The sequence below is a fragment of the Candidatus Pedobacter colombiensis genome, from assembly GCA_029202485.1.
Lineage (GTDB): Bacteria > Bacteroidota > Bacteroidia > Sphingobacteriales > Sphingobacteriaceae > Pedobacter > Pedobacter colombiensis.
In genome coordinates this window covers 3,706,502-3,727,545 of record CP119313.1, presented here as the reverse complement: position 1 = coordinate 3,727,545, position 21,044 = coordinate 3,706,502, and the positions used below count along the sequence as shown (strand labels likewise).

Here is a 21,044-nt window from a genome sequence, read left to right as displayed (position 1 = left end):
TATGCAAATCAAACAAAAATGGAGCAGCCATTTAATCAGGTTTATGGTGCTCGCTTTAAGTGCCTGGTGCTTTCATTCTACAGATGTTAAAGCCCAGTTTATCGGAAACCCACTGATTCCTAAGGAGGGGAAAGTGATTATTTATACAAATGATGCCAAAGGTGGGCATCATCAGGTAGCAACGGTTGCCGAGAGAAATAATATCAGTGCAGATAGGCGCCAGCCTGGAATGCTGTGTACCGTAATGGACGATGGTACCGGAAAGGCTAAAACTTTCCAGTTGATCTGTAAGGATTTGCCTGCAGAGCTGAACGATAACAATAACTGGATTGCCTTTTCACCGGGTACACCTGCGGCGGGTAATAACCTGATTTATGGTGCAGCGGTACCGGATGCCAGCACAGGAAAGGCCGGTGATTTCTTTATTCATACTGCAACACAAACTTTATATGGTCCTAAGCAGGCCGACAATAGTTGGCCGGTATTGTTGCTTCAGGGTATACCCTCAGGCTCGGCAGGGGGTGATTTGACCGGTACTTATCCAAATCCTTCAATTACAGAGAAAGCAGTGACCGTAGAAAAGATCAATCCGGGTACTGCTGATCAGGTATTGATGACAGATGCTGATGGCAAAGTGACTTGGGTAGATAAAGCTAACCTGGGAACAGGCGGTGGTGGTACTATTGGGAATTTTAATGGTAACCGCCCCATCACAGGAGATTATTATAAAAATGTAAATCCGGGTACTGATGACCTGGCCAAATGGATTGAGGCAGTATTTTATCCTTCGGTGGGGCCTTCGGCATCGCTTACTGCTACACCAAATGGTGTGAAGGAAATGGGACCGGCAGGTAGTACAACGGTTTCCCTGGCCTGGACCGCAACAAGGGCTGCTGCAACTGAAGAAATTACGGAGATTATCGTTAATGGGACCAATGTTTTTACAGGCTCACCTGCTGCCGGTGCTTCTGTTAATGGAACACAAAGTGCTTCAGCAACAAATAATGTGAAAACTACTTTTACGATGTCCGTAAAAACATCAGATAATAAAACGGCATCGTCCAGTGCATCCCTCGAGTTTCAGTGGAAACGCTATTGGGGTTTTGCTTCAGGTGGTGAAGATGGGGTCCCCTTTGCGCCAACAGATGCACAGATTCTTGCATTGTCCGGCAGTGAATTGGCTACCTCTGCTGTGGTGTCAAACAAATCTGCTGCGCCAAGTGGCAGACAGAAGCTTGTGATTGCCTATCCGGCTTCCTGGGGAGGGAGTAAGATCATTGTTGGTGTAAATGATTCTACAGGTGCCTTTGAGAAGACCACCCGGTCGTTTACCAATGCAGCTGGAGGAACAACATCCTATGTGATTTATGTGCAGAAGGACAATACAGCTGCAGGACTAACTTTTAGTGTCCAGTAGGCCAAGTTCCGTAATTTTTATTTTAAAAAAGAGACAGATGTTAAAAATAAAAGCATTTAAAATGAAAAATATCTATTCATTTTTAATAGTGATGGCGCTGGGTAGTCTGGCTGCATCGGCGCAAGTGAAAGTGATTGGTTCAGTAGAGCCCAATGACCTCACAGATAAATATCCCACACACAATGAGATTTATGGTAAGGGCGGTTTTCGCTCTGTAGCTGACCTCTCCGAACGTAATGGCATTACTCCGGCAAGAAGGAGTGTTGGGATGTTGGTGTACGTTATCTCAGAAGAAAAACTTTACCAGCTCAAGGGAGGTCTGGTAGATGCGAATTGGGCGGAGATTGCCTTTGGAGCAGGTAGTGGCAGTGGGGGTACTGGAGGCGTTGTGGCCATTGAAAAAGGCGGAACGGGTGCTGTTACTGCAGAGGATGCAAGGACAAACCTTGGGCTTGGAACTATGGCGATTCAGAACAAAGATGCAGTAGAGATTACCAAAGGTGCCATTGATGGAACATTGATTGGTGCTTTGACACCTGCAGAGGGTAAGTTCACCATTCTGGATGTAAATTCGGAACTGCGCGTGACTGGAAAGGTGATGGTTTCGGGAGATATTACTGCGACAGGAGATGTGACCGCCAATTCGGATGTGCGCCTAAAAAAGAATATCATGACTATTCCCCCGGTATCAGAGAGTTTAAGGAGACTGCATGCGGTATCTTATGACCGTAAAGATATGGACTTGCACCAGATTGGATTTATCGCGCAGAATGTTCAGGAATATTTTCCTTCCCTCATTCGCATTGATAACGATGCGAACAAAACACTATCGCTGAATTATCAGACGATGACAGTTCCTTTGCTGAAGGGTTGGCAGGAGCATGACGAAGAGATTAGCAATTTGAAAACGGAGGTAGAGTTGTTAAAGAAAGAACTGGCAGAATTGAAAGCGTTAATTAAGGGCGAGAAATAACCGTTCTAATTAAATAAGGTCAGATTGTTTTTATGCAAATCGCATGGCAACCCCTTTAAGAAAAAGTTTTGCTTTATTAGGTGAAACCTAATTTTTATATATAGTATTGTGTATGGCAAATCAAAACCTTGACTTTTCTTACTATCTGTCAATCTTTTGCTGTCTGCACCTGTGGTTACTTTGTTTATTTCTTGCATTCAAGAAAAATCGAAGCCAGGCAGATCAGATCCTGGCCATATTTCTGGTAGGCTTCTCTACACTTCATGTTCAGCACCTTGTTTTGCAGAAGGGATATTTGCAATACATCCCCTTTCTTGATCCGATTATGGGAATTGTACTGTCGGCGTTAGGCCCCTTATTTTATTTTTATGTCAGGGCGATGAGCGGTGAGCAGGATTTACTAAAAAAATCAAAACCGCACTGGTTGCTTTTAATCCCCTCCGTTTTAAATTTAGGTTTTCTGCTGGTTACCAAAAGGGCAGACCAACTCCATAATTTTTATTATCAAGATGAGAAGGGTGGAACACATTATACCTTGATTAACTTATTGCTGTTATTGGGCCTTACAGTCTATCTTTTGTTTTATTTGATTAGATCTATACAGGTATTGAATCATCATACTGAAAGCATTAAGGCAGCTTATTCCAATACCAGACGGTTGCAGCTTGGGTGGCTAAAGGACCTGATTATCTTATTGATGGTGTTTAGCTGCATTATTGCACCAATAACTATATTGATTGCAGACACAAAGATCAGCCAGCTGGCAGTAGCCTATTTTAGTACCTTTATTTATTTCATTATAGTTTATAAGTCGCTAAATTATTCTATCGTATTTTCTCGTATAGATTTGTCGGAGCCTTTAACCGTTCTGGTCACAAATGCGACAGCCTCTGTCGCAGAGCGATACCAAAAATCGACATTATCGAACGCTCAGGTAGAAGAATATGGTCATTCTGTTGAGATTTTCCTGATTTCGAGTAAATTACTCTATGATGAAGACCTGTCACTAAAACAAATGGCAGCGGCGCTTCAAATTTCTGCTCATGTGTTGTCAGAAGTGATTAATAGATATTACAATAAGAGCTTTTTCGATCTGGTCAACTCCTACAGAATTGAAGAAGCAAAAAAGCAGTTAAAGGATATAGAAAGGTTAAATATTACCATTGAAGGTATTGGTTATAATTGTGGGTTTGGATCAAAGACTACATTTTATAGAGCTTTTAAAAAACATACGGGGCATACGCCAACAACCTACACCGCACAAATGCAATAATATGGGACTATGGTAAGATCCTAATCTAATTGCTCCAATTGTTGGAGTACCGGAGCTTTTCTAAACACCCAATATTTTTGCAATACATAGTTGAAACCCAGGGAGACAATAATGTCGACCATAATTCTGGTTATTTTATAATCAAGATTTAACCAGTTGGTGAAAAGGTAAGTTCCCGATGATTTTAGGGTAATACTTCCCGCTACTACGAAAATAAATTTAGCAAGCTGATTACCAACCGGCGATTGGTTAGCCCCAAACGTCCAATATCGGTTTACAGAAAAGTTAGCCACTGCACCGATAATTCCGCCAATGGCGATGGATATGGTGTAATGGATATGCAGCAGTTCTGTGCAGAATACCATAACCGAGTAATCCAGTAATCCACCTGTGAATGCCGAAATCTGTGCTTTAGCAAATTCAAAAATGGACTTTTTTTTATTCATTAGGCAGCTTTCTTTTTAGCATTTTTCTCAATATTGTCCCTTATATCTCCAAGCTTTAACAGCTTGCGGGTATCCGCAATATTGATGATGAAAAGTGTAATACAAATCGCACTGGCAAAATATGCGATTAAGTTGCCAAATATAACCTCTAAGACAAATATTAAAGCCAATATAATACGAATCTCAGTAGGCCCAACTAGTCCGGAATCTATGCTATAAACATCTGTGATTTTGTATCTCAATTGAGAAATGATCATCGCCCAGCCATAAAGTACCACAAATACAAAAGCAATCAGTTCATAACTACTTTTTGCATATACCATATAGCCTAAGCCTATCAGCACAGTACTTACCCAGTCCATAATGATGTCAAGTGAAAAACCATACCATTTGCGTGGAATGTTGCGATAGTAGGCTATGCGACCATCCAATGAATCGCCAAACCAATTAATGATTAAGCCTAAAATACCAAGTAAAAGATAAGTCCTATCTATATAATTAGCGAGTATAAATCCGGTTAGCACCAATACCGAGCCAAATGTTCCGGTAAAAGTGAGCATATTTGAAGAAATATAATTGGGAACTCTGGTGACCAGAAAAGAAATGGTTTGCTGCTCCAGGCTATTTAAAATGTTCGTTCTCTTTCTATCCTGAAATACCCTTTTTAAATCATCGGTATCAGCAGACGCGATCAAAGTTTCTTCTCTCAATTTGTTTTCTTCCATTAAGGCCCTGTAGTATAATTATATTCTACAATACAAAAGTATAGAATTTAAACAATTCAACCCTTTTTTTATTAGAAAACAACCTTTCTATGATAAAATTATTTTCTGGATTTTTTAAGTTCTATCACTGTAATCTCTGGCCAGATACCAATACGTCCCGAAAAACCAAGAAAACCAAAGCCCCTGTTGATGTTCAGAAATCTACCATTTTCATTTGCAATACCGGCCCAATGTGCATATCTATACTTAACAGGACTCCATTTTATTCCAAATGCTTCAATTCCGAACTGCATCCCATGGGTATGCCCCGATAGGGTAAGGTCTATTTTTGAAGGTAGTTTTTTTACCTCTTCATCCCAATGGGTAGGATCATGTGAGAGGAGTATTTTAAAATCACCTTGGCTTACATTAGTTAATGCTTTATTAAGATCACCTCGTTGTCCAAAGCCAATACCCCAATTCTCTACACCGGCAAGGATAATTTGTTGACCATTTTTATTTAAAACAGCATGCTCATCCAGTAATAGTCTAAAACCCAATTCTTCATGGTATTTTTTTAGTTGCTGTAAATTGGCGCTTTTTTCACTTTCACTTTCCCACTTAATGTAGTCGCCATAGTCGTGGTTGCCAAGTATAGAAAATTGTCCAAATGGTGCTTTAATCTGCGAGAAATAACTGATCCAGGGCTTAATTTCTTCAGCCTTGTTGTTCACAAGATCACCAGTAAAGACGAATAGATCTGATCCCTGTGCTTTAATTAAATCGATTCCCCTTTGTACAGCTTTTGGGTTTTGGAAGCTCCCTGCATGTACATCAGAGATTTGGGTGATCGTAAACCCATCAAAATTCTCGGGAAGATCATCGAAAAACAAAGTATGTTTTATTACCCTGTAAGCGTATTTTCCTTTGATGATACCGTAAACAAAGATCAGGATAGTGAGTATAAAAAGAAATGCTGCAAATTCCACCCAGTACCCATTCCGCGGTTTACCTGCAAATAAACGATAAACATCTGCCGGTAATAGTATCAGAATAAAAATAAGTTCGGCAACAAATAGAACAAGAAAGGAGTGGGTAGCTATTTTAAAAAATATGTCCATACCATTGTCATGCATTCTTTGCATGGCATAAGCAAGGGACGCAGTTATCAGGATGATAAAAGTCCAGAAAATGGGTGTGATGTCTGGATTGGTACTGAGGGTATGAATGCCCGAAAGTACATAACTGTTCATCAAAAAGAATAGTATGGCGATTACCACAAAGGGCAATAAGTTCGTTTTTCGTCTCATTTAATTTAAAATTACAGCTTGGACAGCAAAGTGTTTGGCATGTTACATGAAATTACATTAGTATGAAAATACGAATAATTATGCCCTATTTTAATTTTTTAGCGTTCTTTAAAACTTGCTCATTGTCATTATTCAATTTACGTTGTACTTTCTTTACATCTTCAGCGGGAGGTAGTGTTTCAGGGTGTATTCCTCTTTCCACAAGCATTGCCCTTACTGCAGAGTTGTTATCAATATGTTCGTTTTCAATGGGAACGTGACCGATTAAATCTTTGTTCAAAACATTTAAACCGGTCATTTCTGCAGCAAGATCTTTTGCTTTAATACTTACTGTTGGTAAGAAATCTGCTAGAGGCCTTTTCTCCGGGATACCTAATTTTATTTTAAGTTGTTGAGTTGTAAGCAGAAATAAGGCCTCATCTCCTTTAGAACGTATAACTGCAAAACCGATGTGATCTATGCCGCGTTCAAATAATATTCCCGAAAGTTGTTTTTCAGTTTGACTTAACTTCTCTCTGGCCTTCATTCTTTCGTATTCCAGTAATCTTTGTTCAATTATTTCCTGTTTACGGGTTTGTACCGCAAAATAGGTCTGGGCGAAAGCAATCTGTGATTTTGAAGGATCTCCATTTTGGGCAATGAGATAGCAAGCATATCTGGTTAATGCAATATCTTCAACCTCTCGAACTGATCCGTTACCTAGACTGACCATTTTCCTGACATCAGGAAAATGGTCAGTTATCTCTTCCCCGGCATTTTTACAGGCTCCTTTTGCTTTTTGAATTACCTTATCAAAGTTTTCCCATTTACTATAACCTAGTATAGTTTGTAAGGATCTTGCACTCCAGCATTCAATTCCTTCGATCTCATATGCTGTAGATTCAAACTGTGTAAATAAATTACCTATTTCTTCTGTTTTCATATTTAATATTTTGGCGAACGTCGATAGGAAATTTTAAATAACAAAATTTATAATTAATTAATTTTGAATTTATTAAGAAATACTGTGTTGTTATTAGATTTTTTTGTGGATAAGGGCGGGTTTACCTTTTATGAAGAGATATTAGACCCCTTTGGTTGGATCTGCTGAAAAGGGCTAATAAATAGGCTGGAAAGTGCATAGATAAGCAATAGGATCATTTTCCTGACGTCAGGAAAATGATCCTATTGCTTAATAGATTCAAATGCAGATATGTATTTATCAATATAAAATTGCTTTTCGGAGTTTTTATACTGCATAATGAACCTGGGATGTTCGAGGGCGATGATCTTTTTGAAGAAATGATGCTCTTCGTTTAGCTTGCTTAGAAATTTTTCATTCTTACCTGTACCAAAGCAAAAACAAATGTCGGTATGAATACCTAGATCAATTAGTTGATGAATGCTATCAATCATAAAGTCTTTTACTGAGTTGATGAGCTCTTTACTGTCATAATAATTGTAATTCTTTTCTCTCCCATTGATGTCAATGGAAGTAAAGCCAAGAGGGCAAGGGGAGTTAATATAAAAGTCTCCGTAAAAGGCCTCAATACCACCATAAGCTTTGATCATCTCGTAGATAAAAACTGAGGAAGGTTCATGTGTTATTTTTCCTTCGTATGCAATGTGACACTTACTCATTAGCCTTTTGGGGTCTGTAAATGGAATGCCTGTTAAGCCGGCTCCAAGCCTGCTTGGATTAATACCTAAAATGAGATGCCTTGGCTTATTGTCATTATAGTATTTGCGGTAAAAGCTTTCAGTAATTCCCATCGTTTGCTCAAACTCTGTAAAAGGATTCATAATCCGAATGCCAGGTGGTAATGCTGAACCTGTATAATTTAAAAGTTTATTGAACCGGATAGCTTTATCTGCAAATGTCATCAGGTTAAAAATAGTAAATTTTACATTGATTCCTGTTTCTTTATCTAAGAATTATAAATTAATATGCTGGTAATTAGGTTTTTATATGTTATTTTAAGAAATATATACTACAATTCCTGTATACTTTATATATTTGCTTTATGAACAAGACTAACAACAGTACTATTTACCCGAACATGCACTGCATGTATAAGTAAAGTTATAGACTGTTGAGATATGATATTGAAGCTTCTCCGGTCCAACAGACAGAGGAGCTTTTTTTAAATAAGACCAAAAGTATGCAAAGTTTTAGGACAGAGTTAGAGAACCCTATCGTCGAAAAGGACATCATTGATCTTGAAAAAAAGATCAGGGAATTTCGTGAAGGTAAAATCCATGATGAGAAATTTAGAAGTCTGCGTTTAGCACGTGGGGTTTACGGACAAAGACAGCCTGGCGTACAAATGGTGCGTATTAAACTTCCATTTGGAAAGGTAACCTTTCAGCAATTGCTACGTATTTCTGATGTATCAGATGAGTATGCGAGTAGGAACTTGCACCTTACTACCCGTCAGGATATTCAGATTCACTATGTGAGCCTGGATAGAACGCCACAACTGTGGGAAGAATTACAACGTGACGATGTAACCATTCGAGAAGCATGTGGAAATACGGTCCGTAACGTAACTTCATCTCCCGATGCCGGCATCAACCCGAACGAGCCTTTTGACGTTTCTCCATATGCTCATGCCTTCTTTACTTACTTTTTACGTAACCCAATTTGTCAGGAAATGGGAAGGAAGATTAAATTTTCTTTTTCTTCTGATGAAAAGGATACTGCATTTAGTTACATCCATGATCTTGGTTTTATTCCTAAAATTAATGAACAGGGGGAACGTGGTTTTAAAGTCGTACTTGGTGGCGGTTTAGGTGCTCAACCTTTCTTAGCCGAATTGGTTCATGAGTTTCTGCATGAAGATCAGATCATTCCTTATGCTGAATCGGTATTAAGGGTGTTTGATCGTTATGGTGAAAGAACAAATAGAAATAAAGCCCGCTTAAAATATCTGGTACAGAAACTTGGATTAGAAGAGGTTTTGAGATTAATTGAAGAAGAACGTATTGCCAATAAATCAAAATCTTTTAAAATAGATCGTGATACTGTTCCGCAGCCACAAATACCTGCATTAGTTGAGTATCCGGTTTTGGATGAAGTAGTTAATACAATAGATTATAAACACTGGCGTGCAACAAATGTAAACGCACAAAAACAGGATGGTTTCTATGCCGTTTACATTAAAGTAACCAAAGGAGATATCCCAACAGAACAAGCACGTAAACTGGTTGAGGCCATCGCTCCATATGCAGCAGATGAGATTCGTATTACTCAAAACCAGGGGCTAATGCTCAAGTTTATAAGAGCAGGAGCATTGCCGGCTTTATATGTTGCACTTAAAGAATTGGGCTTTGCAAAACCAGGCTTTGATAGTGTTGGGGATGTGACAACCTGTCCGGGTACAGATACCTGTAACCTTGGTATTTCTAACAGTATGTCACTTTCAGTTGCTTTAGAGGATGTAATTTACAAAGAATATCCCGAGCTGATTTATGACAAAGATATCAAAATTAAAATCAGTGGCTGTATGAACTCATGTGGACAACACGGACTAGCTCATATTGGTTTTCATGGCAGTTCCGTAAAAGCCAGTGGTAAGGTTGTACCTGCAGTACAAGTGATGCTGGGTGGCGGTACAATTGGTGATGGTGCAGGAAGAGTAGCGGAGCGTGTAATTAAAGCGCCATCTAAACGTGCAACTGATGTACTGAGGACCTTATTGAACGACTTTGCAGCGAATGCAGAAAAAGAAGAAAGTTTCCATCAATATTATGATAGAAATGGTAAAGATTATTTTTACCAGATGTTGAAACCTTTGGCTGATTTGACCAATCTGAAAGATGAAGAGTTTGTAGATTGGGGTCATGAGGGAATATTTATACCAGCCATCGGTGTGGGTGAATGTGCCGGAGTGGTGATCGATTTAGTGGCTACTTTATTACTTGAGGCAGAGGAAAAACTAGGCTGGGCAAAGGCTTCTTTCGAAGCTGAAGCCTGGGCTGATGCTATATACCATACCTATGCTGTATTTGTAAGTGCCGCCAAAGCATTGTTACTGGATAAAGGTGTAAACAGCAGCACACAAATCGGTATCATCCGTGAGTTTGATAACCATTATGTAGCTACAGGGGAGGTGAAACTGGAAGGTTCATTTAATGATCTGGTGCTGCAAATTAACAAAAATGAACCAACTAAAGAATTTGCAACAGCTTACTTAAATACTGTTGATAAGTTCTATCAAGAAATGAAAGCTAAAAGAGAGGAGCAATTTCAATGATCACTCAAATTAACAATAGAGAGCCAAAAATAACACTTGTTGGTGCTGGTCCGGGTGATCCCGAATTAATTACCATGAGAGGTGCCAATGCGCTTAAAACAGCTAATGTTGTTTTATATGATGCTTTGGTAAACGAAGGCGTTTTAGATTATGCTAACCCTGAAGCCATTAAGGTATATGTGGGCAAAAGATCAGGAGAACATTCTTATGGTCAGGATGCCATCAACAAATTAATGGTTGATTATGCGCTTAACTATGGTCATGTGGTTCGCTTAAAAGGTGGAGATCCTTTTGTTTTTGGCCGAGGATATGAGGAGCTGGATTATGCAGCGGGATATAGCATCCCGGTTTCGGTAATCCCTGGATTATCAAGCTCTATCTCAGTACCCGGTTTGCAACAAATTCCGGTAACACACCGGGGTTTAAGTGAAAGTTTTTGGGTCGTTACAGGGACCACGGCTTCCGGACAGATTTCTAACGATTTGTATGAAGCCGCGCGCGCTAAAGCCACAGTAGTTGTATTAATGGGCTTGAGTAAGCTGAAAGAGATTGTCAAATTGTTCCAAAATGAAGGCAAGCATCAGTTACCGGTGGCGGCGATACAAAGTGGTTCAACCGAAAATGAGAAACTAGCCATTGGCATAGTGGATACAATTGTTGAACTGGTGGAAGAAAAAGGAATTAAGGCTCCGGCTTTACTTATTTTTGGTGAGGTAGTTTCCTTGCATCCCTCGTTTCAGCCCATCAAGGATTTTTATCAGGCACTTAAAGAAGAATTGTAATTTTTATGGAAGGCAACCAGTTATTTCCTGTCTTCATTAAATTGAACTCCATACATACACTATTGGTTGGTGCAGGACCTGTGGGCCTGGAGAAGTTAACAGCAATACTTGGCAATAGTCCAGATGCAAATGTAACTGTTATTGCGCTGGAGATTTTACCAGAGGTAAAGCAGCTTGCCGAAAAGCATGAGAGGGTTAGTATTTTAGAGCGAGAATTTAATGCTTCTGACCTTGAAGGTGTTGATTTGGTTATTGCAGCTACAAATAATGATGAACTCAATCATCAGATCAGGCTGGAAGGAGACAAGAAGAGTTTACTGGTCAACTTTGCCGATAAGCCCGACTTGTGTAATTTTTATCTGGGTTCTATTGTAAAAAAAGGTGATCTTAAAATAGCAATATCCACGAATGGAAAATCTCCTACCATTGCGAAAAGATTAAAGGAAGTGCTAAATGATAGTTTACCTGAAGAAATAAATGATACCCTGCAAAACATGCAGGCACTTAGAAATACCCTTAATGGAGATTTTGCTTCGAAAGTTAAAAAACTAAATGCCGTAACGTCTTCATTGGTTGATGGTAAAGCCGAAAGGACTACCAGGGCTAATTTGAAGTGGTTAGTCTGGTTGGCTATTGTATTTTCATTTGCTATAGTGGTGACTGTTTTTTGGCATAAGGAGCCCGAGTTTCAGACTTATATTAGCAACCTTAATCCGATGTTTTATTGGTTTTTAATTGGTGGATTTATTTTTGCAATGATTGATGGGGCCATAGGCATGTCGTACGGAGTAACCAGTACTTCATTTTCTTTGGCGATGGGAGTTCCCCCGGCTTCAGCCAGTATGGGTGTACATTTATCTGAGATTTTAAGTAATGGTATTGCCGGTTGGATGCATTATCGCTTCGGGAATGTGAACTGGAAATTGTTTAAACTACTATTGATACCCGGTATTATTGGTGCTGTAACTGGTGCCTATTTATTATCCTCATTAGAGCATTACAGCAATTACACCAAGCCAGTTGTTTCATTATACACATTAATACTGGGCTGCGTAATATTATCCAAAGCTTATCAGGCCAATCGTAAAAAAACTGCTCAAAATGGGAAGATAAAAAAGATCTCGTTGTTAGGCTTGTTTGGTGGTTTTATTGATGCTGTTGGTGGTGGTGGATGGGGTTCAATTGTATTGTCGAGCTTAATTGCAGGGGGAAGAAATGCCCGGTTCTCTTTAGGAACGGTAAAAATTACCCGCTTTTTTATTGCATTGATGAGCTCACTCACTTTTATTACCATGCTAAATGGGGCACATTGGGAAGCGGTAGCAGGTTTGGTTATTGGAAGTGCGTTGGCATCACCAATCGCTGCAAAAGTTTCTAATAAGATATCCGCTAAGACAATTATGGTTTCAGTGGGTATTCTTGTGGTTTTAGTAAGCCTGCGCAGTATCATCAATTTTATCCTAAAATTAGTTTAGTCATGAAGGAAAAATCAGCAGAAATAGCCGAAAAAATTAAGGATCTTGATCCGGTAGCTGCATTGCAATTTTTTGCAGCTCAATATCCGGGAAAAATTGTTTTTTCTACAAGTTTTGGATGGGAAGATCAGGTAATCACGCACATGATTTTCGCCAATGATATACCTATAGAGGTTTTTACACTGGAAACAGGTAGGTTATTTCCCGAAACATACTATGTGTGGAACCGTACTTTAGAAATTTATAATAAGCCCATTTTAGCTTATTTCCCAGACACTGAAGCCGTACAGGCGATGGTGAATAAAAAGGGGCCAAGCAGCTTTTATGAGTCTGTAGAAAACAGAAAGGAATGCTGCGGAATCCGCAAGTTAGAGCCTTTAAGGAGAGCATTAAAAGGCAATGATCTCTGGGTTACCGGGATCAGGGCGGAGCAATCCGTAAACCGACACGATATGTCGAATCTGGAATGGGATGAGCAAAATCAAATGATTAAATTTCATCCGATTTTCTTCTGGTCTCTGGATGAAGTAAAGGCATACATAAAAAAAAATAATATTGTTTACAACACATTACATGATAAGGGATTCCCAAGCATAGGCTGTGCGCCATGTACAAGGGCGGTTAGTGAGGGTGAGGATTTTAGAGCTGGCCGCTGGTGGTGGGAAGATCAATCAAAAAAAGAATGTGGTTTGCATGCCACAACGTAATTGCAACAGGATATGAGTAAGTATAATTTAGATTATTTAGACGAATTAGAGGCCGAGGCTATTCACATATTACGTGAGGTTGCAGGGCAATTTGAAAAACCGGCCTTACTGTTTTCAGGAGGTAAGGATTCCATTACATTGGTACGCTTGGCCGAAAAAGCTTTCAGACCGGGCAAGTTTCCTTTTCCACTAGTACACATAGATACCGGACATAACTTCGAAGAAACCATCATTTACCGTGATGAGATGGTGCAGAGGTTGGGCGAAAAATTAATTGTAGGTAGGGTTCAGGAATCCATTGATCAGGGAAAGGTAGTGGAGCAAACAGGAAAAAATGCTAGTAGAAATGCCCTGCAAACAGTTACCCTTTTAGATACCATCGCCCTACATGGTTTTGATGCATGTATTGGTGGTGCCAGAAGAGATGAAGAAAAAGCCCGTGCCAAAGAACGTATTTTTTCGGTAAGAGATGAATTTGGTCAGTGGGACCCTAAGCGTCAGCGTCCAGAGCTGTGGAACATTTATAATGGTAAGATTCATAAAGGCGAGAATGTAAGGGTATTTCCAATCAGTAACTGGACAGAACTTGATGTTTGGAACTATATCAAAAGAGAAAATATAGGTTTGCCTTCTATCTATTTTGCTCATTACAGAGATGTAATCACACGTAATGGACAACTAATGGCCGCTTCTCCGTTTTTAAACATGGATGAAGATGATGTTGTTGAACACAAAAAAGTGAGGTTCCGTACAGTTGGTGATATGAGTTGTACTGCTGCTGTTGAATCAAATGCTGATGAAATTGATGTGATCATTGAAGAAATCAGTGCATCAAAAATTAGTGAACGAGGGGCCCGCATGGACGATAAAGTTTCGGAAGCTGCTATGGAAGACCGCAAAAAGGGAGGATACTTTTAATGAATATACTTAAATTTTTTACAGCCGGTAGTGTTGATGATGGTAAAAGCACACTTATAGGAAGGTTGTTATACGATACAGATTCCATCCTGGCCGATCAGTTAGAAGCTTTACAGCAGTCTAACCGCAAAAATGATGATGGAACAATTGACCTGGCCATTTTAACCGATGGTTTAAGGGCTGAGCGTGAGCAGGGAATTACGATTGATGTGGCTTATAAATATTTTCAGACAGATAAACGCAAATTTATCATTGCTGATACCCCTGGCCACATACAATATACCCGTAACATGGTTACTGGTGCATCTACAGCTAGATTGGCGATCATTTTAATTGATGCTAGAAATGGAGTGGTCGAGCAGACTATCCGCCATTCGTACCTGGTGTCTTTATTGGGTATTGAGCATGTAGTGGTATGCTTAAATAAGATGGATATGGTTAGCTATAGTGAAACCGTATTTACAGCCATTACCGATAAATACAAAGCGTTAGCTGCTCAATTGAATTTAAAGGATGTAAACTTTATTCCCGTAAGTGCTTTAAAAGGTGACAATGTGGTAAATGAGTCTGAAAATATGGCTTGGTATCATGGTCGTAGTTTATTACATTTTTTGGAAACAGTTGATGTAGAGACAGGCGCTGAGTCTGATCTTGCTCGTATGCCGGTACAGTGGGTAGTGAGGCCACAGACAGATGAATTGCACGATTACAGAGGTTATGCGGGTCGAATTTTAAGTGGCGAATTTAATGTAAATGATAAGGTTACAGTTTTGCCATCGGGAAGCAGTTCTGTTATTGAAAGAATAGAAATATTTGATCAACAACCTGAGACAGCTTATGCAGGGCAGTCGGTAACACTTCATTTAAAAGATAATATTGATATCAGCAGGGGTGATGTATTGGTTAATGCCGATCATTTGCCGCAAAATGCTAAGCTCATAGAAGCTGATGTGTGTTGGATGGACGCAAGGCCACTTGATGAAAGTATTACTTATCTGTTGCAACACAATAGCAAGGTAACAAAGTGTAAAATCTCTGAAATTGTTTATAAAGTGGATATCAATACACTGGAAAAACAAGATGCTCATGATTTTAAATTGAACGATATAGGTAGGGTCGTGCTAAAAACTGCTGATGAGCTTGCGTTTGATTTGTATACCGATAACAAAGCCAATGGTGCGGCTATTTTGATCGATAGTAGGACCAATTTAACAGTAGCAGCTTTGATGTTCAGGGCTGTAGCAGATTAAAAAAATATAAATAATTTATTTACACTAAATATTTGCATTCCTTATTGTAATCGCTATTTTGAGGTGATTTTTAAAGCCTCAAAATATGGAGATTATACACCTTAGTGCCGAATGTTATCCTATAGCTAAAGTTGGTGGTTTAGGTGATGTTGTGGGTGCTTTGCCCAAGTATCAAAATAAGCTTGGGCATGTGGCTAAAGTCGTAATGCCTGCATATCACAATAAATTTATACAGGAGAATGAGTTTGAGGTAGTTTATGATGGCTGGGGTAAACTTGGCTTTCATAATTTTACCGTAAGGATTTTTAGAGAAAAGACCAATAAGCTCGGGTTTGATCTATATCTTGTTCACATTGAGGGCTTGTTAGATCGGGAAATGGTGTATGGTTATGATGATGATACAGAACGTTTCCTAGCTTATCAGATTGCCGTGCTCGACTGGATGGCGCAATGGGAACATCGCCCTGATGTGATCCATTGCCATGACCACCATACTGGATTGGTACCTTTTATGGTTGCTTATTGTCATCAGTTTAAAAACTTAAGTCATATTCCTACAGTACTGACCATCCACAATGCCCAATACCAGGGGCAGTTTGGCTGGGATAAGCTCCATTATATTCCAACTTTCGATTTATGGAAATCTGGAATGCTAGACTGGCGTGGAGCTATTAATCCATTGGCTTCGGCTATTAAATGCGCATGGCGGATAACAACAGTTTCACCAAGTTATTTGGATGAGATTAGCTTTAAAGCAAATGGACTGGAAGATTTGCTTGCTCAGGAACGTAGTAAATCGTTTGGTATCCTTAATGGAATTGACAATGAGGTATGGAATCCGAATACTGATCCTATGCTGGAGAAAAAATATACTCTTCGTACAGTAGATGCCGGGAAAAAGGCAAATAAGGAAGCCCTTTGTGCTGTTTTTAATCTTGATCCGGAAAAGCCCTTATTTACTTTTATTGGCCGATTGGTAGGTGAAAAAGGAGCTGATTTGCTTCCTGACATATTTTACAATGCTTTAATCACTTATAACGGAGAAATAAATGTGCTGGTTCTTGGATCTGGTGACCCCCAGGTAGAAGGCCGGTTATCACAGTTGAAAGCAGCATTTCCGGGAAATTACAATGCTTATATAGGGTATAATGAACAGCTGTCGCATCAGATTTATGCTGCCGCTGATTTTTTGCTTATGCCCAGTAGGGTAGAGCCTTGTGGTTTAAACCAAATGTATGCTTTAAGATATGGAACGATTCCCATTGTTAGAAGAATTGGGGGGTTAAAGGATACGGTTATTGATATAGGGGATGGTGGTTTTGGTATTTGTCATGATCAGAGTAGCGTTTGGGATGTTGGACATGCCATAGGTCGGGCTTATGACCTATATACCAGTACAAAAGATGTAAAAGAAATACGTAAGTTTATCATGCAGCTGGATCATTCATGGGATAAGGCAGCGCAACAATATATAGATCTGTACCAAATATAAAATGAAATACTATGACTGACAATGTATTGGGGGTAATCCTTGGCGGTGGTCAAGGTTCAAGACTGGCGCCATTAACGCAAACTCGTTCTAAACCAGCGGTGCCAATAGGAGGAAAATATCGTTTAGTAGATATCCCAATCTCTAATTGCCTGAACTCGGGCATACATAGGATGTTTGTTTTAACGCAATTCAATTCTGCATCCTTAAACAAACACATTAAAAATACATATCATTTTAGTTATTTTAGCTCTGCATTTGTTGATATCCTGGCTGCTGAGCAAACGCCTGATAATCCAACATGGTTTCAGGGAACGGCAGATGCAGTTAGGCAAACCATGCATCATTTGCTGAACCATGAGTTTGAATACGCACTGATTTTATCCGGTGATCAATTGTATCAGATGGATTTCAATAAGATGGTACAGGAACATGCCAGCAAGGGGGCTGAAGTTAGTATTGCTACAATTCCGGTAACGGCAAAAGATGCAACTGATTTTGGTATTTTAAAGGTAGATGAAAATAGCTTTATTACCTCTTTTATAGAAAAACCTGCTTTCGAACTACTGCCCGACTGGTCGTCCGATACAGGAGCAGAAATGCATGCAGAGGGCCGCGATTATCTTGCCTCAATGGGTATTTATATCTTCAACAGGGATTTACTGGTTAAAATTTTGTTAGATAATCCTGAGGAGAAGGATTTTGGTAAAGAGATCATCCCAAGGGCGATGGCACATAATAAAGTATTGAGTTTTCAGTACGAAGGCTATTGGACAGACATAGGAAATATATCTTCATTTTTTGAAGCCAATTTGGGTCTTACGGATGATATTCCTAAGTTCAACTTATTCGACAGTCACCATGGCATATTTACCCGCGCAAGGATGCTGCCTCCATCAAAAATATTGGGTACTACGTTGAACAAAACGATAATTGCTGAAGGCTGTATTTTACAAGCTGCAGAAATTAAGCATGCAGTGATTGGTATCCGGTCAAGAATAGGAATAGATACCGTTATAGAGAGTGTTTATGTGATGGGGAGTGATAGATATCAAACCCTACAAGAAATTGAAGAGGAGACTGCTAAAGAAAAGCCGTTGATTGGAATTGGTGATCGGTGTAAAATTGTGAATGCACTGATTGACAAGAATTGCAGGATCGGGAATGATGTGCAAATCATTGGTGGTGATCATTTGGCTGATGGCGATCATCCTTTGTATACGGTTAAAGATGGTATAGTTGTAGTCAAAAAAGGAGCGGTTATTCCAAATGGAACAGTGATTTAGATGACAAATAAGTTTATCGCCTGGTCAGGATGCATTCTCTGACCTGGCTTTTTTATTGGTAACGAAACACTAACGAAAATACGGTCTTTTCAAAAGGAATAGAATTGACCTCCAGGTTTCCTTGATGCATTTTCATAATGTTTCTGGTAATGGTAAGTCCGATACCAGACCCATTTTTTCTGGTGGTAAAGAAAGGTACAAAGATCTTTTCAATCAGCTCCGGATCAATTCCTTTACCATTGTCGCTCACTTCCAGGTAGAGTTTATTCTGATTCATTCGGTAGTTGATTTCGATAATCGGGTGTTCCACTCCTTCCAAAGCGTAAATACTATTTGTAACCAGATTGATCAATGCCTGTTCTACCAACTTCAAATCTATTTGAATGGTGATCTTGGACGAAGTTTGTTCTACTTTAAGGGTGATGTTTCTGCCGTTGGCAAAAGGCTGCATTAGCACTTTGATGTGTTGCAGTATTTCCCCTATAGTATGGTATTGCAGGTTTGGTGTTGGCAACTCTGCAATCAGACGGTAGTCTTTTACAAAATCCAGCAGTCCCTCAGACCGTCTTTTGATTGTCTTTATGGCCGGTTTTAAATCTTCAAGATCTTCATAGTTTAATGATTCTTTATCGGCGATCATACTGTTTACGGTGTCAGATAAAGAACTGATCGGCGTAATGGAATTTAGGATCTCATGAGAGATCACACCAATTAAGCGGTTCCAGGCTTCGGATTCCTTTTGCTCAATCTCGTCTTTGATGTTCTGGAAGGAAATGATGATGTAATCTGTCAAGTAGAGGTTTAAAGGAATTACTTCTGTAGACAGCTGGATCAGTTTTTCCTGAATCTTTAGCTCCATAAAGCGCTTCCCACCTTTACCTATACTTTCTATTTCTTTAGCAAACTGTGGACTATGCCGTGCCAGCCGATGCCAATATTTATACGCGGGTATGCCCAATAAACTGGTAGCTGCCTGGTTGAAAAATACAATTTCTGCCTGCCTGACATCCTCATTATCTTTCACTACAATCACACCTACCGGTACTTGTTCCAATATAGTTTTGATGAGTTGAAACATCGAGTCTTTTTCCAGCTGCATGTCCTTTTGGGCCTGAATGATGTCGTTGAAGGACTCATAAAGTTCCGGGAAACTACCTTTCGTTGCCTTATTCCTGAAGTTTAATGTGCTGTCCCGGGTTTTTACTGCCAGAATAAAGCGCTTGATGTCTTCCCTGATCTGATTGATGTAGAAATACAGGTTCATCAATGCGGCGATCAAAAGAATACTCAATCCCGAAATGGTAAACCAAAGTTCCGTGTTTTTGATCAAATGGTACAATAAAATGGCTAGGATGTTGATTAAAACCAATCGGCTAAGCAGGCGGAAGGTGAATCGGTTATAAAAGGTCATAGGTCAAACTTTTCTATGCGACGGTAAAGTGCCGCACGGGTGAGGCCCAGCTCCAGCGCTGCTCTGGAGATATTTCCTTTGTGTTTATCGATCGCTTTTTGAACCATGAGTTTTTCCATTTCCTCCAGACCCATTTCTGGTTGGATCACTGTACTTCCGCTAAATTTCTGTGGGCTCAACTGTAAATCCTGTGCAGAGATCTCCATTCCATCAGCCATAATTACCGCACGCTCGACAACGTGTTGCAGTTCACGCACATTTCCTGGCCAGTGATAGCCAAGTAAGAAGCTTTCTGCTTTTGGTTCAAACCTGGAAAGGTTTTTATGGTATTTGGTGCTGAAGCTATGTAAGAAATGGTTGGCCAATAGGGTAATATCTTCGCCGCGTTGCGCCAGGGCAGGTAATAAAAGTTCTACCGTATTGATGCGGAATAGTAAATCTTGTCGGAAGGTACCCTTGGCTACCATTTCATTTAAGGGCATATTGGTAGCTGTAATCAATCTTACATTTACTTTTCGTTCTTTACTTTCTCCAAGCCGGGTGACCGTTCTGTTTTGCAGCACACTCAATAGCTTTGCCTGTAGTGGCTGAGATAAATTACCAATCTCGTCTAGAAATATCGTTCCTCCATCGGCAAGCTCAAACCTGCCGGGTTTATCATCTTTTGCATCCGTAAAAGCTCCTTTTGCATAACCAAATAGTTCACTTTCAAAAAGATGCTCGTTGAGAGAGCCTAAGTCCACATGCATGAAGATTGCATTTTTCCTCAAAGAATGTTTGTGAATTTCGTAGGCGAATACTTGCTTTCCAGTTCCGTTTTCCCCCAGGATCAACACATTGGCATCTGTAGGAGCTACCTTTAATAAGGTGTTTTGCAGGTGTTTTATTGGAGCTGAATTTCCTATAATATGTTCAAATTGTCTGGCCTGATCCTTTTGAAGAGATGAATGGATCTTTTCCAGTTTTTTCACCTTTTTGTTGGATTGCCTTAATCGGGAGGCAGCAGATAGGGTGGCAAAAAGTTTTTCATTTTCCCAGGGTTTAAGGATAAAGTCAGTGGCTCCTTTTTTGATCGCCTGTACGGCGAGCTCCACATTTCCATAAGCAGTCATGAGGATGACCACATAATCCTTATCAATGGATAAGATGTGATCCAGCCAATACAATCCTTCACGGCCATCGCTGGTCCCTTTTTGATAGTTCATGTCTAGCAAAATGAGGTCTACTTCATTGCGGCTTAGCAATACATTGATTTCTTTAGGTGATTTGCAGGTGATCACCTTGCTGAAGTGTTGTTTTAGGAATAAACGGGCACTTAATAAGATATCGTCATCATCATCAATTACCAAAATATTTGCATCTATCATA

18 protein-coding genes are annotated in these 21,044 nt (G+C 39.6%); 11 read left to right on the top strand and 7 right to left on the bottom strand.

Going from position 1 to position 21,044, the window contains the following annotated elements; all coding sequences use genetic code 11:
- The first annotated feature begins 1 nt into the window (after position 1).
- The 3 genes from P0Y49_15700 to P0Y49_15690 all read left to right on the top strand — a co-directional run bounded on the left by P0Y49_15700 (position 2) and on the right by P0Y49_15690 (position 3,663).
- Positions 2–1,417, top strand: coding sequence for a hypothetical protein (locus tag P0Y49_15700; GenBank protein WEK18235.1), 1,416 nt, complete (start codon positions 2–4; stop codon positions 1,415–1,417).
- A gap of 61 nt (positions 1,418–1,478) precedes the next feature.
- Entirely contained in the window at positions 1,479–2,390 is a 912-nt protein-coding gene (locus P0Y49_15695; protein ID WEK18234.1) for a tail fiber domain-containing protein, read from the top strand.
- 112 nt (positions 2,391–2,502) lie between these two features.
- Positions 2,503–3,663 (top strand): helix-turn-helix domain-containing protein, encoded by a 1,161-nt coding sequence (locus tag P0Y49_15690; protein ID WEK18233.1) that lies wholly within the window; start codon positions 2,503–2,505, stop codon positions 3,661–3,663.
- Positions 3,664–3,683: 20 nt separating this feature from the next.
- Here P0Y49_15690 and P0Y49_15685 read toward each other — a convergent pair whose 3' ends face one another.
- From P0Y49_15685 to P0Y49_15665, 5 genes are all read right to left on the bottom strand, one after another.
- Positions 3,684–4,109, bottom strand: a complete 426-nt coding sequence (locus tag P0Y49_15685) for a GtrA family protein (GenBank protein WEK18232.1) — start codon at positions 4,107–4,109, stop codon at positions 3,684–3,686.
- Positions 4,109–4,834 carry a CDP-alcohol phosphatidyltransferase gene (locus tag P0Y49_15680; protein WEK18231.1) on the bottom strand — a complete coding sequence of 242 codons (726 nt, stop codon included), beginning with the start codon at positions 4,832–4,834 and terminating at the stop codon, positions 4,109–4,111. Before P0Y49_15680 ends, P0Y49_15685 begins: the two co-directional genes overlap by 1 nt.
- A 98-nt stretch (positions 4,835–4,932) precedes the next feature.
- Positions 4,933–6,123 (bottom strand): metallophosphoesterase, encoded by a 1,191-nt coding sequence (locus P0Y49_15675; GenBank protein ID WEK18230.1) that lies wholly within the window; start codon positions 6,121–6,123, stop codon positions 4,933–4,935.
- Positions 6,124–6,208: 85 nt separating this feature from the next.
- Positions 6,209–7,045 (bottom strand): DNA damage-inducible protein D, encoded by an 837-nt coding sequence (gene dinD / locus P0Y49_15670; protein ID WEK18229.1) that lies wholly within the window; start codon positions 7,043–7,045, stop codon positions 6,209–6,211.
- Between the two features lie 242 nt (positions 7,046–7,287).
- Complete coding sequence (locus tag P0Y49_15665) at positions 7,288–7,986, bottom strand: SMUG2 DNA glycosylase family protein (protein WEK18228.1); 699 nt, start codon at positions 7,984–7,986, stop codon at positions 7,288–7,290.
- 278 nt (positions 7,987–8,264) lie between these two features.
- Here P0Y49_15665 and P0Y49_15660 point away from each other — a divergent pair, with 278 nt between their 5' ends.
- The 8 genes from P0Y49_15660 to P0Y49_15625 all read left to right on the top strand — a co-directional run bounded on the left by P0Y49_15660 (position 8,265) and on the right by P0Y49_15625 (position 18,265).
- On the top strand, positions 8,265–10,358 hold the full coding sequence (locus tag P0Y49_15660; protein ID WEK18227.1) for a HEPN domain-containing protein: 2,094 nt from the start codon (positions 8,265–8,267) through the stop codon (positions 10,356–10,358).
- On the top strand, positions 10,355–11,140 hold the full coding sequence (cobA, locus tag P0Y49_15655; protein ID WEK18226.1) for a uroporphyrinogen-III C-methyltransferase: 786 nt from the start codon (positions 10,355–10,357) through the stop codon (positions 11,138–11,140). The genes P0Y49_15660 and cobA overlap by 4 nt, the downstream gene beginning before the upstream one ends.
- 5 nt (positions 11,141–11,145) lie before the next feature.
- Positions 11,146–12,615 carry a TSUP family transporter gene (locus P0Y49_15650; protein WEK18225.1) on the top strand — a complete coding sequence of 490 codons (1,470 nt, stop codon included), beginning with the start codon at positions 11,146–11,148 and terminating at the stop codon, positions 12,613–12,615.
- Positions 12,616–12,617: 2 nt separating this feature from the next.
- A complete protein-coding gene (locus P0Y49_15645; protein WEK18224.1) occupies positions 12,618–13,322 on the top strand; it encodes a phosphoadenylyl-sulfate reductase in 705 nt (234 codons plus the stop codon).
- A 12-nt stretch (positions 13,323–13,334) separates the two neighbouring features.
- The gene (cysD, locus tag P0Y49_15640) at positions 13,335–14,240 is read left to right on the top strand and encodes a sulfate adenylyltransferase subunit CysD (protein WEK18223.1); all 906 of its coding nucleotides are present in this window, start codon (positions 13,335–13,337) and stop codon (positions 14,238–14,240) included.
- Positions 14,240–15,490 carry a GTP-binding protein gene (locus P0Y49_15635; protein WEK18222.1) on the top strand — a complete coding sequence of 417 codons (1,251 nt, stop codon included), beginning with the start codon at positions 14,240–14,242 and terminating at the stop codon, positions 15,488–15,490. The genes cysD and P0Y49_15635 overlap by 1 nt, the downstream gene beginning before the upstream one ends.
- Positions 15,491–15,575: 85 nt before the next feature.
- Complete coding sequence (locus P0Y49_15630) at positions 15,576–16,982, top strand: glycogen synthase (protein ID WEK18221.1); 1,407 nt, start codon at positions 15,576–15,578, stop codon at positions 16,980–16,982.
- An 11-nt stretch (positions 16,983–16,993) separates the two neighbouring features.
- Entirely contained in the window at positions 16,994–18,265 is a 1,272-nt protein-coding gene (locus tag P0Y49_15625) for a glucose-1-phosphate adenylyltransferase (protein ID WEK18220.1), read from the top strand.
- 52 nt (positions 18,266–18,317) lie between these two features.
- On the opposite strand, the gene P0Y49_15620 is transcribed toward P0Y49_15625, so the two are convergent.
- Positions 18,318–19,676 carry an ATP-binding protein gene (locus P0Y49_15620; GenBank protein ID WEK18219.1) on the bottom strand — a complete coding sequence of 453 codons (1,359 nt, stop codon included), beginning with the start codon at positions 19,674–19,676 and terminating at the stop codon, positions 18,318–18,320.
- Positions 19,673–21,043, bottom strand: coding sequence for a sigma-54 dependent transcriptional regulator (locus P0Y49_15615; protein ID WEK18218.1), 1,371 nt, complete (start codon positions 21,041–21,043; stop codon positions 19,673–19,675). Before P0Y49_15615 ends, P0Y49_15620 begins: the two co-directional genes overlap by 4 nt.
- Position 21,044 lies beyond the last annotated feature (1 nt).

Excerpts from the sequence above, each read along its gene's own strand:
- P0Y49_15660 (WEK18227.1), top strand. The coding sequence starts at position 8,265 with ATGCAAAGTTTTAGGACAGAGTTAGAGAACCCTATCGTCGAAAAGGAC.
- P0Y49_15615 (WEK18218.1), bottom strand. The coding sequence starts at position 21,043 with ATGATAGATGCAAATATTTTGGTAATTGATGATGATGACGATATCTTA.
- P0Y49_15620 (WEK18219.1), bottom strand. The coding sequence starts at position 19,676 with ATGACCTTTTATAACCGATTCACCTTCCGCCTGCTTAGCCGATTGGTT.
- P0Y49_15665 (WEK18228.1), bottom strand. The coding sequence starts at position 7,986 with ATGACATTTGCAGATAAAGCTATCCGGTTCAATAAACTTTTAAATTAT.
- P0Y49_15645 (WEK18224.1), top strand. The coding sequence starts at position 12,618 with ATGAAGGAAAAATCAGCAGAAATAGCCGAAAAAATTAAGGATCTTGAT.
- P0Y49_15690 (WEK18233.1), top strand. The coding sequence starts at position 2,503 with ATGGCAAATCAAAACCTTGACTTTTCTTACTATCTGTCAATCTTTTGC.
- P0Y49_15695 (WEK18234.1), top strand. The coding sequence starts at position 1,479 with ATGAAAAATATCTATTCATTTTTAATAGTGATGGCGCTGGGTAGTCTG.
- P0Y49_15685 (WEK18232.1), bottom strand. The coding sequence starts at position 4,109 with ATGAATAAAAAAAAGTCCATTTTTGAATTTGCTAAAGCACAGATTTCG.
- P0Y49_15630 (WEK18221.1), top strand. The coding sequence starts at position 15,576 with ATGGAGATTATACACCTTAGTGCCGAATGTTATCCTATAGCTAAAGTT.
- cobA (WEK18226.1), top strand. The coding sequence starts at position 10,355 with ATGATCACTCAAATTAACAATAGAGAGCCAAAAATAACACTTGTTGGT.
- P0Y49_15625 (WEK18220.1), top strand. The coding sequence starts at position 16,994 with ATGACTGACAATGTATTGGGGGTAATCCTTGGCGGTGGTCAAGGTTCA.
- P0Y49_15650 (WEK18225.1), top strand. The coding sequence starts at position 11,146 with ATGGAAGGCAACCAGTTATTTCCTGTCTTCATTAAATTGAACTCCATA.
- P0Y49_15700 (WEK18235.1), top strand. The coding sequence starts at position 2 with ATGCAAATCAAACAAAAATGGAGCAGCCATTTAATCAGGTTTATGGTG.
- cysD (WEK18223.1), top strand. The coding sequence starts at position 13,335 with ATGAGTAAGTATAATTTAGATTATTTAGACGAATTAGAGGCCGAGGCT.
- P0Y49_15675 (WEK18230.1), bottom strand. The coding sequence starts at position 6,123 with ATGAGACGAAAAACGAACTTATTGCCCTTTGTGGTAATCGCCATACTA.
- dinD (WEK18229.1), bottom strand. The coding sequence starts at position 7,045 with ATGAAAACAGAAGAAATAGGTAATTTATTTACACAGTTTGAATCTACA.
- P0Y49_15680 (WEK18231.1), bottom strand. The coding sequence starts at position 4,834 with ATGGAAGAAAACAAATTGAGAGAAGAAACTTTGATCGCGTCTGCTGAT.
- P0Y49_15635 (WEK18222.1), top strand. The coding sequence starts at position 14,240 with ATGAATATACTTAAATTTTTTACAGCCGGTAGTGTTGATGATGGTAAA.